The sequence below is a fragment of the Streptomyces sp. NPDC002784 genome (assembly GCF_053592135.1).
On record NZ_JBSFVD010000026.1, the window covers coordinates 34,637 to 48,654 of the forward strand.

Annotated in this window: 13 protein-coding genes and 1 tRNA gene; 9 read left to right on the forward strand and 5 right to left on the reverse strand. The window is 71.5% G+C overall.

What is annotated here, in order from left to right; translation table 11 throughout:
- The first annotated feature begins 191 nt into the window (after positions 1-191).
- The 9 genes from ACWD1Z_RS31305 to ACWD1Z_RS31345 all read left to right on the forward strand — a co-directional run bounded on the left by ACWD1Z_RS31305 (position 192) and on the right by ACWD1Z_RS31345 (position 9,962).
- On the forward strand, positions 192-989 hold the full coding sequence (locus ACWD1Z_RS31305; RefSeq protein WP_451123235.1) for a hypothetical protein: 798 nt from the start codon (positions 192-194) through the stop codon (positions 987-989).
- 144 nt (positions 990-1,133) lie between these two features.
- Positions 1,134-1,889 (forward strand): YcnI family copper-binding membrane protein, encoded by a 756-nt coding sequence (locus ACWD1Z_RS31310; protein ID WP_451123237.1) that lies wholly within the window; start codon positions 1,134-1,136, stop codon positions 1,887-1,889.
- 77 nt (positions 1,890-1,966) lie between these two features.
- A complete protein-coding gene (locus ACWD1Z_RS31315; protein WP_451123239.1) occupies positions 1,967-2,617 on the forward strand; it encodes an SCO family protein in 651 nt (216 codons plus the stop codon).
- Positions 2,614-3,081: a copper chaperone PCu(A)C gene (locus tag ACWD1Z_RS31320; RefSeq protein WP_451123241.1), complete on the forward strand. Its 468-nt coding sequence runs from the start codon at positions 2,614-2,616 to the stop codon at positions 3,079-3,081. The genes ACWD1Z_RS31315 and ACWD1Z_RS31320 overlap by 4 nt, the downstream gene beginning before the upstream one ends.
- Positions 3,082-3,093: 12 nt before the next feature.
- Positions 3,094-5,013 carry a copper resistance CopC/CopD family protein gene (locus tag ACWD1Z_RS31325; protein ID WP_451123243.1) on the forward strand — a complete coding sequence of 640 codons (1,920 nt, stop codon included), beginning with the start codon at positions 3,094-3,096 and terminating at the stop codon, positions 5,011-5,013.
- A gap of 5 nt (positions 5,014-5,018) precedes the next feature.
- Positions 5,019-6,311 (forward strand): iron uptake transporter deferrochelatase/peroxidase subunit, encoded by a 1,293-nt coding sequence (efeB, locus tag ACWD1Z_RS31330; RefSeq protein ID WP_451123245.1) that lies wholly within the window; start codon positions 5,019-5,021, stop codon positions 6,309-6,311.
- 69 nt (positions 6,312-6,380) lie between these two features.
- Positions 6,381-7,313 (forward strand): prephenate dehydratase, encoded by a 933-nt coding sequence (gene pheA, locus ACWD1Z_RS31335; protein ID WP_451123247.1) that lies wholly within the window; start codon positions 6,381-6,383, stop codon positions 7,311-7,313.
- Between the two features lie 577 nt (positions 7,314-7,890).
- Positions 7,891-9,168, forward strand: a complete 1,278-nt coding sequence (gene serS, locus ACWD1Z_RS31340) for a serine--tRNA ligase (RefSeq protein WP_389416554.1) — start codon at positions 7,891-7,893, stop codon at positions 9,166-9,168.
- The gene (locus tag ACWD1Z_RS31345) at positions 9,165-9,962 is read left to right on the forward strand and encodes an HAD family hydrolase (protein ID WP_451123250.1); all 798 of its coding nucleotides are present in this window, start codon (positions 9,165-9,167) and stop codon (positions 9,960-9,962) included. Before serS ends, ACWD1Z_RS31345 begins: the two co-directional genes overlap by 4 nt.
- Before the next feature lie 54 nt (positions 9,963-10,016).
- Here the strand turns inward: ACWD1Z_RS31345 and ACWD1Z_RS31350 are convergent.
- The 5 genes from ACWD1Z_RS31350 to ACWD1Z_RS31370 all read right to left on the reverse strand — a co-directional run bounded on the left by ACWD1Z_RS31350 (position 10,017) and on the right by ACWD1Z_RS31370 (position 13,853).
- Positions 10,017-10,101, reverse strand: a tRNA-Ser gene (locus tag ACWD1Z_RS31350).
- A gap of 262 nt (positions 10,102-10,363) precedes the next feature.
- Complete coding sequence (locus ACWD1Z_RS31355; protein ID WP_451123252.1) at positions 10,364-11,083, reverse strand: ABC transporter permease subunit; 720 nt, start codon at positions 11,081-11,083, stop codon at positions 10,364-10,366.
- Between the two features lie 10 nt (positions 11,084-11,093).
- Positions 11,094-12,005: an ABC transporter ATP-binding protein gene (locus ACWD1Z_RS31360; protein ID WP_451123254.1), complete on the reverse strand. Its 912-nt coding sequence runs from the start codon at positions 12,003-12,005 to the stop codon at positions 11,094-11,096.
- Positions 12,002-12,901 (reverse strand): ABC transporter permease, encoded by a 900-nt coding sequence (locus ACWD1Z_RS31365; protein WP_451123256.1) that lies wholly within the window; start codon positions 12,899-12,901, stop codon positions 12,002-12,004. Before ACWD1Z_RS31365 ends, ACWD1Z_RS31360 begins: the two co-directional genes overlap by 4 nt.
- Positions 12,891-13,853, reverse strand: a complete 963-nt coding sequence (locus tag ACWD1Z_RS31370) for an ABC transporter ATP-binding protein (RefSeq protein WP_451123289.1) — start codon at positions 13,851-13,853, stop codon at positions 12,891-12,893. The genes ACWD1Z_RS31365 and ACWD1Z_RS31370 overlap by 11 nt, the downstream gene beginning before the upstream one ends.
- Between the last annotated feature and the right edge of the window lie 165 nt (positions 13,854-14,018).

A 14,018-nucleotide genomic window follows, 5' to 3' on the forward strand; every position in this document is an offset into this window, starting at 1 on the left:
TTACCTATTGCCGCGCACGACGGCCCGTAAGCACATCGTTGACGTGATACCGCCCATATGGGCGATGCGTCTGAAGCCGCCGACGGTGTATGTGGGGGCGGTTCCGGCCGGACGGGGACCTTCCGGCCCGAACGTCATCTTGTGGACCTGCCGCATGGAGGCGGTAGGACCAGTGCGATGATTGGGCCGCCATGAGTGCCCCCCACCAGCGCACGGCGCGCCCCGGACATGACGTCCGGATCCTGCGGGCCGCGGTGTTCGCCGCGGTCTGTGTCGTGCTGGCCGCGGGCGGACACGCACTCGGCTCCCACGCCTCGATCCCCCTGTGGGCCATGGGCGCGGGCCTCCTGTCGGTCCTCGCGGTCGCCGCGCCGCTCGCCGGACGCGAGCGCTCGCTGCCGGGCATCGCGGCGCTGCTGGCGCTCGGGCAGACCGCGCTGCACTCGCTGTTCGGACTCGCCCAGCACGGGACCACCGCCACCACGACCGCCACCGCCTCGGACGCCTCGCTCGTCGCCCAGGCCGCGCGGCTGGTCTGCGGGACCCCGGCCGCGGCCATCACCCCCGCCCAGGCCCACCGGCTCCTCACCGAGGCGCGGCTCCGGCCGGCCTCCGCCCACCCGGACCACGGCACGGGGTCCGTCACCGACTCCGCGTCGCTGCTGCCGTCCCTGCCGATGCTGCTGGCCCATCTGCTGGCGGCCGTCGCGGCCGGCTGGCTGCTGCGCCACGGCGACCTGGCCCTGCGGCGCCTGGTCGACCTCTCGGCCCACTCCTTCGCCGAGGGGGCGGCCGTACGCGCCCTGCGCGCGGCCCTCGCCCTGGTCCGCGCCCTGCGTGCCGGGCTGCCGGTCCCGCCCGGCACGGACGCGCGCCCGCCGTGCGCCGCGGAACTCGCGCCGCCGCCGCCGCGCACCACCGCGCTCCAGCACACCGTGATCCGGCGCGGCCCGCCCGCCGCCGCCCGCGCACTCGTGCTCGCCGCCTGACGCGACGCGCCCTCCGCTGGGAGATCCACCTCGGATTCCGGTCGGGGCCGCCGTCGTGCGGCCCGCGCATGCCACCTCGTGACGCATGCGCCCCTCTTCGCCACCGGAAACAACCGAATCTCACTCACTGTGGAGTGCTCCCGAATGAAGGCCTCTTCCCGCCTCGCCGCCGCCGGCGTCCTCGCCGGCACCGCCGTGCTCGCCCTGTCCGCCCCCGCCTTCGCGCATGTGACCGTGCAGCCCGAGGGCGAGGCCGCCAAGGGCGGTTACGCCGTCGTCGACTTCCGGGTCCCGAACGAGAGCGACACCGCGAACACCGTGAAGCTGGAGGTCAGCTTCCCGATGGACACCCCGCTCGCCTCCGCGATGCCGGAGCCGGTCCCCGGCTGGACCGCGAAGGTCACCAAGGCCGAGCTGGACAAGCCGCTCGAACTGCACGGCCGGAAGATCGACCAGGCCATCAGCAAGATCACCTGGACCGCGACCGGCAAGGGCGTGGAGCCCGGCTTCTTCCAGAAGTTCCCGGTCTCCATGGGCGCGCTGCCCGAGGACGCCGACGAACTGGTCTTCAAGGCCGTCCAGACGTACTCCGACGACGAGGTCGCGCGCTGGATCGAGGTCCAGCAGGAGGGCCAGGAGGAGCCGGAGAAGCCCGCTCCCGTGCTCACCCTGTCCGAGGCCGCCGAGGACGGTCACGGGCACGGCTCGGAGGCGGACAAGGAGGCGAGCGAGGAGCCGTCCGACGACGCCTCGCAGGCCGCCGCGACCACCACCGCCGACGAGGCCGGCTCCGACGGCAGCGACACCACCGCCCGGGTCCTCGGCGTCGTGGGCATCGTCATCGGCGCCATCGGCGTGGCCTACGGCGTACTCGCCGGCCGTCGGCGTACCACCAGCTGAGTCAGTCCTCTCGGAGCGCGCCGGTGCCCTCGCGGCCCGGCGTGCGCCCGAGCCCTTCATCTCCGGGACATTTCGCCATGCGCACCAAGAAGTTCGCGGCCGCCGCACTGCTCGCCGCCGCCACCCTGACCCTCTCCGCCTGCGGCGGCGGTGACGACGACGCCGCCCCCGTCACCGTGGTCTCCGAGGAGGCCGGTTCCGCCAAGGCCGCCACCGTCCTCGACAAGCCGTTCGAGAAGCCGGACCTGGTCCTCACCGACACCCACGGCAAGACGTACGACTTCCGCGAGGAGACCGCGGGCAAGCCGACGCTGATCTACTTCGGCTACACCAACTGCCCCGACGTCTGCCCGCTGACGATGAACAACATCGCCGTCGCCAAGAAGCAGCTGCCCAAGGCCCAGCAGGACGAGCTGCGCGTCGTGTTCGTCACCACCGACCCGGAGCGCGACACCGCGTCCGCGCTCGGCGAGTGGCTCAAGGGCATCGACCCCCAGGTGGTCGGCCTGACCGGCGACTTCGACACCATCCAGGCCGGCGCCCGCACCCTCGGCATCAGCATCGAGCCGCCGCACAAGGAGAAGGGCAAGACGGTCTCCACGCACGGCACGCAGGTCATCGCCTTCTCCCCGAAGACCGACGGCGGCTATGTGCTCTACGGCGAGGACGCCACCGTCGACGACTACACCGCGGACCTCCCCGCGCTCGTCAAGGGGGAGAAGCCGTGAGGCGTCCCGTGGCCTCGGCCGCCGTCCTCGCCGCGAGCCTGGGCCTGAGCCTGGTGCTGGCGGGCTGCGGTTCCTCCGACGAGGAGTCCGGGCCCGAACTCTCGGTCAGCGATGCCTACATGCCGCAGCCGGTCTCCGACTCCATGGCGGCGGGCTTCCTGACGATCCGCAACGACGGCGGCACCCAGGACGAACTGACCTCCGTCACCAGCGACATCGCGGGGACGGTCACCGTCCATGAGACCGCCGGCTCCGCGATGCGGGAGGTGAGGAACCTCGCCGTGCCCGCCGACGGCGAGGTCGTGTTCAAAAGCGGCGCGAACCACCTGATGTTCGAGAAGCTGAAGCGCAAGCCGAAGCAGGGCGACACGGTGTCCGTGGTGCTGCACTTCGCCGAGGCCGACCCCGTCACGGTGGAGATGCCGGTGAAGCCGGCCACGTACACCCCCGCGACCGGACACTGAGGGAGGGACCCCTTGACCCCGACCATCGCCCCACGCGTCCGGACCCTGGTGCTGCTGCTCCTGGCCGCCGCCGGACTGCTCCTCGCCGGTGCCGGACCGGTCTCCGCGCACGCCGCGCTGACCGGCAGCGATCCCCAGCAGGGGGCGGTGGTCGAACAGGCCCCGGAGCAGGTCTCGCTGACCTTCTCCGAGGAGGTCGCGCTCTCCGACGACTCGGTGCGCGTCCTCGCCCCCGACGGCGAGCGCGTCGACACCGGCCAGCCGGCCGGCACCAGCGGCACGACGTACGCCGTGGGGCTCGCGGACGGCCTGGAAGACGGCACCTACACCGTCTCCTACCAGGTCGTCTCGGCCGACAGCCACCCGGTCGCCGGCGCCTTCACCTTCTCCGTCGGGGCGCCCTCGGCGACCTCCGTGTCCGTCTCCGGCGAGACCGCGGGCGGCGGGGCCGTCGGTGTGCTGTACGGCCTCGGGCGCTACCTGTCCTACGCGGGCTTCGTCGTCATGGTCGGCGGCGGCGTCTTCGTGCTCGCCTGCTGGCAGCGCGGGTCGGGGGTGCGGGCCGTGCAGCGGCTCGTCGTCTCCGGCTGGGTCACGCTCACCGCGGCCACCCTGGCGCTGCTGCTCATGCGCGGCTCCTACACCGGCTCCGGCAAGGTCGGCGACATCGTCGACCTGGACCTCCTCGGCGACGTCCTGCAGACCAAGACGGGCGCGGCCCTGGTCTCCCGGCTGCTGCTGCTCGCGGCGGCGGCCCTGTTCATCGCGGTGCTCTTCGGGGCCTACGCCCGCCCGTCTCCCACCACCACCCTGAACGAAGGCGCTCCGCGCCCACTGCCTGATTCAAGGGAGGACCAGGAGAAGCGGGACCTGACCTTCGGGCTCGCGATCGGCGGGACCGTCGTGGCCGCCGGGCTCGCGGCGAGCTGGGCGATGTCCGAGCACGCCTCCACCGGCCTCCAGCCGGGCATCGCGATGCCGGTCGACGTGGTCCACCTGCTCGCCGTCGCCGCCTGGCTCGGCGGCCTCACCGCCCTGCTCGTCGCCCTGTACCGGTCGCCCGAGACCCCGGTGGACGGCACGGCCGTACGACGGTTCTCCGCGCTCGCGTTCGGCAGCGTGGTCGCGCTCGTGCTCACCGGCGTCTACCAGTCCTGGCGTCAGCTCGGCTCCTGGTCGGCGTTCACCGGGACCCGCTACGGACAGCTGCTGCTCGTCAAGCTCGGGCTGGTGGCGCTGCTCGTCGGGGTCGCCTGGATATCGCGGCGCTGGACGGCCCGGCTGGCGGAGACGGTGAGCGCCCAGGCCGCGCCGCGCAAGGAGAAGGCGGCCGTCAAGGCGGCGGCCGCCGGTGCCGATCCGCAGCGGGCCGCTCAGCTCGCCCGGCAGCGGGCCGCCATGGACACGGCCCGGCAGAAGCGGCTGCGGGACGCCGACCCCAACCGCTTCGGGCTGCGCCGCTCGGTGCTCGCCGAAGCCGGGGTCGCCCTCGTGCTGCTGGCGGTCACCACCGCGCTGACGTCGACGGAACCGGGGCGTACGGAACAGGACGCCGCCCGGGCCACCGCCGCCTCCTCGTCCGCCGCCTCCGGGGCGCTGACCCTGGACATGGCCTTCGACACCGGCGGCGAGGACGGCAAGGGTGTCGTCCGCATCGAACTGGACCCCGCGCGCGTGGGCGTCAACGAGATGCACGTCTACGCCACCCGGCCCAACGGGCGGGCCTTCGACGTCCCCGAGGTGAAGGTCGCCTTCACCCTCGCCTCCCAGGACATCGGGCCGCTGCCCGTCGTCCCCGACCACATCACCACCGGACACTGGTCGGCGAGCGGAGTGCAGCTCCCCATGGCCGGCGACTGGAAGATCGCCGTGACCGTGCGGACCTCCGACATCGACCAGACGACCGTCTCCAAGAACGCGCAGATCGGCTGAACACCATGGCTGACCAGTCCATCCCGGAGACCCTCGCGCCTGCCGCCGAGGCGCCGGCGCCCGCCGCGCAGGCGGCCCCGGGGCTCTCGCGCCGGCAGCTGCTGGGCACCGCCGGCGCCACCGGTCTCGTGCTCGGCGCGGCGGGCGGAGCCGTGGGCTACGCCGCCGCGCCCACGCAGGCGACTCCGCTCACCTCGCTGGGCGCGGACGAGGTGATGTTTCACGGGAAACATCAGCCCGGCATCCTCCAGGGCCTCCAGGCCCGCGGCCATCTGCTCGCCTTCGACCTGGCGGCGGGCGCGGGCCGCAAGGAGGCCGCCGCCCTGCTGCGCCGCTGGTCGCAGACGGCACGGCGGCTGATGGCGGGCGAGGCCACGGGATCCGGCGACACCGATGTGGCCCGGGACGCCGGGCCCTGCGCGCTGACGGTCACCTTCGGCTTCGGGCACAGCTTCTTCGCCCGTACCGGCCTGGAGAAGCAGCGCCCGGTCGCGCTGGACCCGCTGCCCGACTTCTCCTCCGACCAGCTGGACAAGGCCCGCAGCAACGGCGACCTGTGGGTGCAGATCGGCGCCCATGACGCGCTGGTCGCCTTCCACGCCCTGCGCGCGATCCAGCAGGACGCCGGGAGCGCGGCCCGCGTGCGCTGGCAGATGAACGGCTTCAACCGCTCCCCGGGCGCCACCGCCCACCCCATGACGGCCCGCAATCTGATGGGCCAGGTCGACGGCACACGCAATCCCAAGCCCGCGGAGGCCGACTTCGAGAAGCGGATCTTCGTGCCGGCCTCGGGTGAACCCTCCTGGATGGCGAACGGCTCCTACGCCGTCGTACGCCGGATCCGCATGCTGCTGGACGACTGGGAGCGGCTGTCCGGCAGGGAGCAGGAGGACGTCATCGGGCGCCGCAAGGCGGACGGGTCACCGCTGTCCGCGCCGCCGGGAAGTACCGAGACCACCGAGATGGACCTGGAGAAGACGGACGCGCAGGGCAACCTGGCCGTCCCGATCAACGCCCACGCCCGGATCAGCCGGCCCGACCAGAACGGCGGGGCGGCGATGCTGCGGCGGCCGTTCTCCTACCACGACGGCATCGACGCGGACGGAACCGTGGACGCGGGCCTGCTGTTCATCTGCTGGCAGGCCGATCCGCTGCGCGGCTTCGTCACCGTGCAGCGCAAGCTCGACCGGGGCGACGCCCTGTCGCCGTTCATCCGCCACGAGGCGAGCGGACTGTACGCGGTGCCGGGCGGGGCGGCCGAGGGAGAGTACGTCGGCCAGGCGCTGCTGGAGGGGTGATCCCCGGCGGGTTCACCCGGTCGTGAGACGTGTGCCCCGGGGCTCCGCCGGGGCCATTAGGGTGAGGTCATGCCAGCGAGCTATGCGTATCTGGGTCCCGAGGGCACCTTCACCGAAGCCGCCCTGCGCACGCTTCCGGAGACGGCCACCCGGGAGCTCGTCCCGTACGTGTCCGTGCAGTCCGCGCTGGACGCGGTGCGTGCCGGTGAGGCCGAGGCCGCCTTCGTGCCGATCGAGAACTCCGTCGAGGGCGGGATCACCACCACGCTCGACGAACTGGTCGCGGGCGCCCCGCTGATGATCTACCGCGAGGTGCTGCTGTCGATCACCTTCGCGCTGCTGGTCCGGCCGGGCACGACGCTGTCCGACATCAAGACCGTCTCCGCGCACCCGGCCGCCCAGCCGCAGGTGCGCAACTGGCTGCGGAAGAACCTCCCGGACGCGCACTGGGAGTCGGCCGCCTCCAACGCGGACGCGGCCCGGCTGGTCCAGGAGGGTCAGTACGACGCGGCCTTCGCGGGCGAGTTCGCCGCCGCCCTGTACGGCCTGGAGGCCCTGGAGAGCGGGATCCACGACGCGGAGAACGCCCAGACCCGGTTCGTGCTGGTGGGCCGACCGGCCCGGCCCGCGGCCCCGACCGGCGCGGACAAGACCTCCGTGGTGCTGTGGCAGCGTGACGACCACCCCGGCGGGCTGCGCGATCTGCTGGGCGAGTTCGCGACCCGGGGCATCAACCTGATGCTGCTGCAGTCCCGGCCCACCGGCGCGGGTATCGGCAACTACTGCTTCTGCATCGACGCCGAGGGCCATATCGCCGACCGGCGGGTGGCGGAGGCCCTGATGGGGCTGAAGCGGATCTGCCTGGAGGTGCGGTACCTCGGGTCGTACCCGCGCGCGGGCGTGGACGTGGCGGACGTGAGCGCGCCGCGGCAGGGGACGTCGGACGAGGAGTTCGTGTCGGCGTCGGAGTGGGTGGCCCGGTGCCAGGACGGGCGGTTCTGAGCAGCCGCTGCCGTGTCCCGGCGCAGCCGCTCCCGCACCTGGTTCCGGCCGGTGCTACCTGCTGATTGTCGTTATCCACAGAAGTTATCCACAGGTCGGCCTCTCGACCTGGGGACAAGTCGACACCGCGGTGCGAGTCGGTCGACAAATCGCCCTGCGGCACCCCGTTCCGTCCACCGGTGGGCGGTTCACCCTTCGTCCACGTGTTTCCTGCGCGCCATCCTTTGGGGCGACGCATTCCCACTCGAACGTGGGCGTAAAGGAGGTTTACCCCGGGAATCACCCCGGGTGACCGCGCTATTCGGAGTGATCAGTTCCGCAATCCACAGATCTTCCACACAGCCTGTGGATAACTTTTCGGAGGGTGTGGACGCCTGTGGACGACGCGGACCCAAGTCCCGTTCTCCACAAGGAAATCCGGTCAACCGCGCGCCCGCCGCATGCCCCGTCCCGGGGAGTGGGACGCCGTTTATTGACACGCGGAGCAATTAGCCCATAACGGAATGTAAGCCCTAGTTCGAGGCGCCCCGGGAAAGCGAGTCGTGAGGGGGGACTCGGCCCCGGTAGCCTTGACCGCGTGATTGACCTTCGCCTGCTCCGTGAGGACCCCGACCGTGTGCGCGCGTCCCAGCGCGCCCGTGGAGAGGACGTCGCGCTCGTCGACGCTCTCCTGTCTGCCGACGAGCGGCGCAGGTCGTCCGGCGTCCGCTTCGACGAGCTGCGCTCCGAGCAGAAGTCGCTCGGCAAGCTGATCCCCAAGGCCACTCCCGAGGAGCGCGCCGAGCTCCTGCGGAAGGCGGAGCAGCTCAAGGCGGACGTCAAGGCGGCCGAGGCCGCGCAGAACGAGGCCGACGACGAGACCAAGCGCCTCGCGCTCCGGCTCGGCAACCTCGTCCACCCCGACGTCCCGGTCGGCGGCGAGGAGGACTTCGTCGTCCTGGAGACGCACGGCACGATCCGCGACTTCGGCGCCGAGGGCTTCGAGCCCAAGGACCACCTGGAGCTCGGCGAGGCGCTGGGCGCCATCGACGTCGAGCGCGGCGCCAAGGTCTCCGGCTCGCGCTTCTACTACCTCACCGGCGTCGGCGCCCTGCTGGAGCTGGCGCTGGTCAACGCCGCCATCGCCCAGGCCACCGAGGCCGGCTTCATCCCGATGCTCACCCCCGCGCTGGTCCGCCCGCGCGCCATGGAGGGCACCGGCTTCCTCGGCCAGGCCGCGGAGAACGTGTACCACCTGGAGAAGGACGACTACTACCTGGTCGGCACCTCCGAGGTCCCGCTCGCCGCGTACCACATGGACGAGATCATCGACGCCGACCAGCTGCCGCTGCGGTACGCGGGCTTCTCGCCGTGCTTCCGCCGCGAGGCCGGCACCTACGGCAAGGACACCCGGGGCATCTTCCGCGTGCACCAGTTCGACAAGGTCGAGATGTTCTCCTACGTCGCCCCCGAGGACGCGGAGAACGAGCACAAGCGGCTCCTCGACTGGGAGAAGCAGTGGCTCACCGCCCTGGAGCTGCCCTTCCAGGTCATCGACGTCGCCTCGGGCGACCTGGGCTCGTCGGCGTCCCGCAAGTACGACTGCGAGGCGTGGATCCCGACCCAGGGCAAGTACCGCGAGCTGACCTCGGCCTCCAACTGCGACGGCTTCCAGGCCCGCCGGCTGTCCGTCCGGATGCGCGACGGCAAGAAGGTGCAGCCGCTGGCGACGCTCAACGGCACGCTGTGCGCGGTGCCACGGACGATCGTGGCGATCCTGGAGAACCACCAGCTGGCCGACGGTTCGGTGCGGGTGCCCGAGGTGCTGCGTCCGTATCTGGGCGGCCGGGAGCTGCTGGAGCCGGTCGCCAAGTGAGCTTCCCTTACCAGCTCGTCGCGACCGACCTCGACGGCACGCTGCTGCGCTCCGACGACTCGGTCTCGGGGCGCACCCGTGACGCGCTCGCCGCGGCCACCGCGGCGGGCGCCGCGCACATCGTCGTCACCGGACGGGCGGTGCCCTGGACCCGGCACATCCTCGACGACCTGGGATACCAGGGGCTCGCGGTGTGCGGGCAGGGCGCGCAGGTGTACCACGCCGGTGAGCACCGGCTGCTGACGTCGGTGACGCTCGACCGGCAGCTGGCCGGGGTGGCGCTGGCGAAGATCGAGGCGGAGGTCGGCCCGCTGTTCCTGGCCGCGAGCCGGGACGGTCTCGACGGGGAGGTGCTGGTCGGGCCGGGGTACGCGGTCACGGGCTCGCTGCCGTCGACGCCGTTCACCGACGCGTCTGACCTGTGGTCCGCGCCGCTGAACAAGATCTACATACAGCATCCGGAGCTGTCGGACGACGAGCTGGCGGACGCCGCGAGGCGCTCCGCGGGCGGCTTCGTGACGGTGGCGATGGCGGGCGCGGGCATCGTGGAGCTGCTGCCGCTGGGGCTGTCCAAGGCGACGGGACTGTCGCTGGCGGCGCGCCGGCTGGGCCTGAAGGCCGCCGACACGATCGCCTTCGGCGACATGCCCAACGACGTGCCGATGTTCGGCTGGGCGGCCCACGGTGTGGCCATGGCCAACGCCCACGCGGAGCTGAAGGCGGTGGCCGACGAGGTGACGTCGTCGAACGACGAGGACGGCATCGCGGTCGTCCTGGAGCGTCTGCTCGGCTGACGTCGTGCTCGGCTGACGTCGTGCTCGGCGGACGTCGTGCTCGTCGGTCTGTCGCGGAGGATGCACGGATCGAACGTGCGCGGGGTTTCCCCCGACCACGGCTCAGCAAGCCGGTGCCTTGCCACTCGGCCAATCCTCCGGGAGGGCGGCCTCACGCGAGCGGAGTGCTCGCGTGCTCGAAGCGGCCGCCCGGGCAGCTTCCGATGCGGTGCGGGCTCGACGGAGGGGTAACTACTCCGGAGCCCGCCGCGGGCTGCCCTGTGGGGAACTCGACGGACTGTCGTGCATCGACATCGTCGCGCTCCTCCCCAGCTGGTGGCGCCGACCGAAGCGGCGTCCCGGACATCGACCATCCTGCCCGCCGCCCCCGGTCGGCCGCCACCGAATAAAGCGCGGCCCGGCTACTCCTCGCCCGCCAGCGTCAGCGACCTGAGCTTCTGGCCCGCGTACCAGGTGGCGAGGACGGTCACCGCGACCAGCAGTACCGTCGCCGTCGTGATGCCCACGTCCGAGGTGACGAGGTCCCCGCCGGTCACCTCATGGGCCACCGCGAGCGACCACTGCTGCACGCTCAGGGTGCGCGCGCCCGCCACCAGGGAGCCGAACAGGGCCTCCCAGACCAGGGCGTAGACCAGTCCGAAGACCACCGCGTGCCGGGAGACCGTGCCGAGCAGCAGGAAGAGCGCGGCGTACGCGATGGAGGCGACCAGGGCGGCCACCGTGTAGGCGACGGCGATCTGCTGGCCGTTGCCGTTGAGGATGAAGCCGGAGATCAGCGTCGGGACCGCGGAGAACACCATGGTCACGGCGACGGCCACGATCAGCTTGGTGAAGATGATCGTCGGGCGCTTGATCGGCTTGGAGAGCAGGTACACCACCGAGCCGTCGTCGATCTCCGGACCGATCGCTCCGGTGCCCGCGATGACGCCGATGATCGGCACCATGGTGGCGAGCGCGAGCCCGCCGAGCAGGTCGGAGGCGGTCTGGTCGTCGGCACCGGCGAGGGCGCGGACGATCACCGAGATCACGATCAGCAGCAGCGGCAGGACGCCGAGGATCAGGGCCCGGCGACGGCCGAGCAGGGCCCGGTAGGTGAGCCGGGCGACTGTGGGGTCGTACATGGTGGGCCTCCTACGCCGCGACGAGATACGAGAAGACGGACTCGAGGGACTCGTCCGACGGCGAGACCGTGTGCAGCCGGATGCCGTGGTCGCGGGCGACCCTCGGCAGCAGGGCCGTGAAGCGGCCGAAGTCGACGGCCTGGATCCGCAACGCGCCTTCCGCCAGGTCGACTTCGATGCCGGACGTCGACGGGTCGGCGATCAGCGCGGCCGCGAGGGCGCGGTCGTCGCTGGAGCGCACCAGATAGCGGTGCGGCCGGTCGGTCATCAGGCGGCGGATCTTCCGGAAGTCACCGCTGGCCGCGTGCCGGCCCGCGACGACGACCTCGATGTGCCAGGCGAGTTGCTCGACCTCTTCGAGGATGTGGGACGAGAAGAGCACCGTGCGGCCCTCGTCGCCCATCTTCCGCAGCAGGTCCATCAGCTGCATGCGCTGGCGCGGGTCCATGCCGTTGAAGGGTTCGTCCAGCAGCAGCAGCGAGGGGTCGTGGACCAGCGCGCTCGCCATCTTCACGCGCTGGCGCATGCCCTTGGAGTACGTCTGGATCTTGCGGTCCTGGGCGTACTCCATCTCGACCGTGGCCAGGGCCCGCTGGGCCGCCTTGGCGCCCAGGCCGTGCAACTCGGCGTTGGCGACGACGAATTCGCGGCCGGTCAGGAAGTCGTACATCGCCTCGCGCTCGGGGACGATGCCGATGTGCTTATAGATCTCCTCGTTGCGCCAGACCTGCCGGCCGTCGAGGGTGACCGTGCCGGTGGAGGGGGCCAGGAAGCCGCCCATCATGTTGATGAGGGTGGACTTCCCGGCGCCGTTGGGGCCGAGCAGGCCGGTGACGCCGGGGCCGATGGTCATGGTGACGTCGTTGACGGCGACCACGTTGCCGAACCAGCGGGAGACATGGTCGATGGAGAGCGTGGTCACAGTCCGACCTTTCGGTAGCGGCGCAGCAGGAGGCCGTAGCAGGCGGCGATCAGGCCGAGGGTGACGAGGACGTAGACCACGCCCTCGCCGTTCGTCGGGCCGACGCCTCCGGGGAACGCCGAGGTCGCGCCGAGGAAGGCGGTCTGCACTCCGTCGATGAGCGTGGTCGGCGAGAAGAGGCCGATCCAGGCGATGGAGCCGCTGCTGTCCTGCTCCTCGGCGATGGCCTGCAGGGTGGAGACCGCGCCGTAGGAGATGGTCAGTACGGCGATCACGGCGGCGATGCCGAAGCCGCGGCGCGGGGTGACCGCGGCGATGACCAGGCCGAGGCCGGCGAAGAGCAGCGAGAGCAGTGCCACCGAGACGAGTCCTTGTGCGAATCCCTTGGTCTGGTCGGCGAAGTCGAGCTTGGCCAGCAGCGCGCCCACATAGAGCACGAGCAGCGGGGCGGCGGTGAGGACGAACAGCGCCGAGGCCAGCGCCGCGTACTTCGCGCGCACGTAGTCCGCGGTCTCGATCGGCCGCGAGAAGTACAGCGGCACGGTCTTGAAGCGCAGGTCGCGGGAGACGGACTGGGGTGCCTGCGAGGCGACGTAGAGGCTGATGACCGCCTGCATGACGATCGCGTAGCGGGTGTAGTCGACCGGCAGGTCGTTGGCCTTGGTGGCGACGGCGACGGCGACCATGATGGCCGCGGGCACGCACATCACCACGAACAGCAGCATCGGCAGCACCTTGGACTTCACCGAGCGGCCGAGGCCGTAGGCGCCGCGCAGGGACTGCGAGTAGAGGGAGCGGGTGGCGTAGGCGCGGCCGAGGCGGGGGCCGTCGTAGTTGCGGTAGCCGATGTCGTGGATGCGGGTCTGGTCACCCGCAACGGGCTGGTCAAGAGCCATGGACGGCCGCCTCCTTCCGCTGCTCGTCGCTGTCGGTGAAGACCTCCGCGATGTGGTGCCGGCGCTGCTCCATGCGCACCAGTCCGAGGCCGAGGTCCGCGATCACGTCCCGGACCAGGTCGTACGTCTCGTCGCCCTGCGCGGTCAGCAGCAGGATGTGCCCGGCGCCCGGCAGGCCGCTGCCGTCGTCGGTGCTCACCCCGCGCGCGTGGAGCGCCTCGCGCACCGCGCGGGTGCCGTCGGGGTGGTCGTCGGTGTCGGTGACCTCGATCGCCAGGGTGGTCGTGGTCTGCGTGAAGTCGGTGGTGGAGCTGGAGCGCAGCAGCTTGCCGCCGTCGACCACGACGACGTGGTCGCAGGTCCGCTCCAGCTCGCCCAGCAGATGGGAGGTGACCAGCACCGAGATGCCGAAGTCGGTGTGGATACGGCGGATCAGGCCGAGCATCTCGTCGCGGCCGACCGGGTCGAGGCCGTTGGTCGGCTCGTCGAGGAAGACCAGGTCCGGGTCGTGGACCAGGGCCTGCGCCAGCTTCACGCGCTGCTTCATGCCGGTGGAGTAGCCGCCGATGGGGCGGTAGCGCTCCTCGTACAGGCCGACATGGCGCAGCGTGTCCGCGGTGCGCTCGCGCGCGGCGGTCGGCGGCAGCCCCGACATGCGCGCCATGTGGACGACGAACTCGGTGGCCGAGACGTCGGGCGGCAGACAGTCGTGCTCGGGCATGTATCCGACCCGCTCACGGATGGCGGCGCCCTTGGTGGCGACGTCGAGGCCCAGCACCTCGGCGCGGCCCTCCGTGGCGGGGGACAGACCCAGCAGGATCTTGATCAGGGTGGACTTGCCGGCTCCATTGGCTCCGACGAGTCCGGTCACACCGGGCCCGACGTCCACGGAGAGCCGGTCAAGCGCGGTCACCCGGGGGAACCGCTTGCTCAGGCTTTCGGTCGCGATCACAGTCACGACAATGACGGTAGTGACCCGGAACACGTCGGTCGTCAGACCGTAGAGCCGTCTTGGGGTCCCTCTGGAGTCGTACGGGTCCTTAAGGGTCACCCTGAGGGTCGAGAAGGCCGCCCTATTGACGGTGGGTCTAACAGGTGCCAGATTTCCGGTGACAAG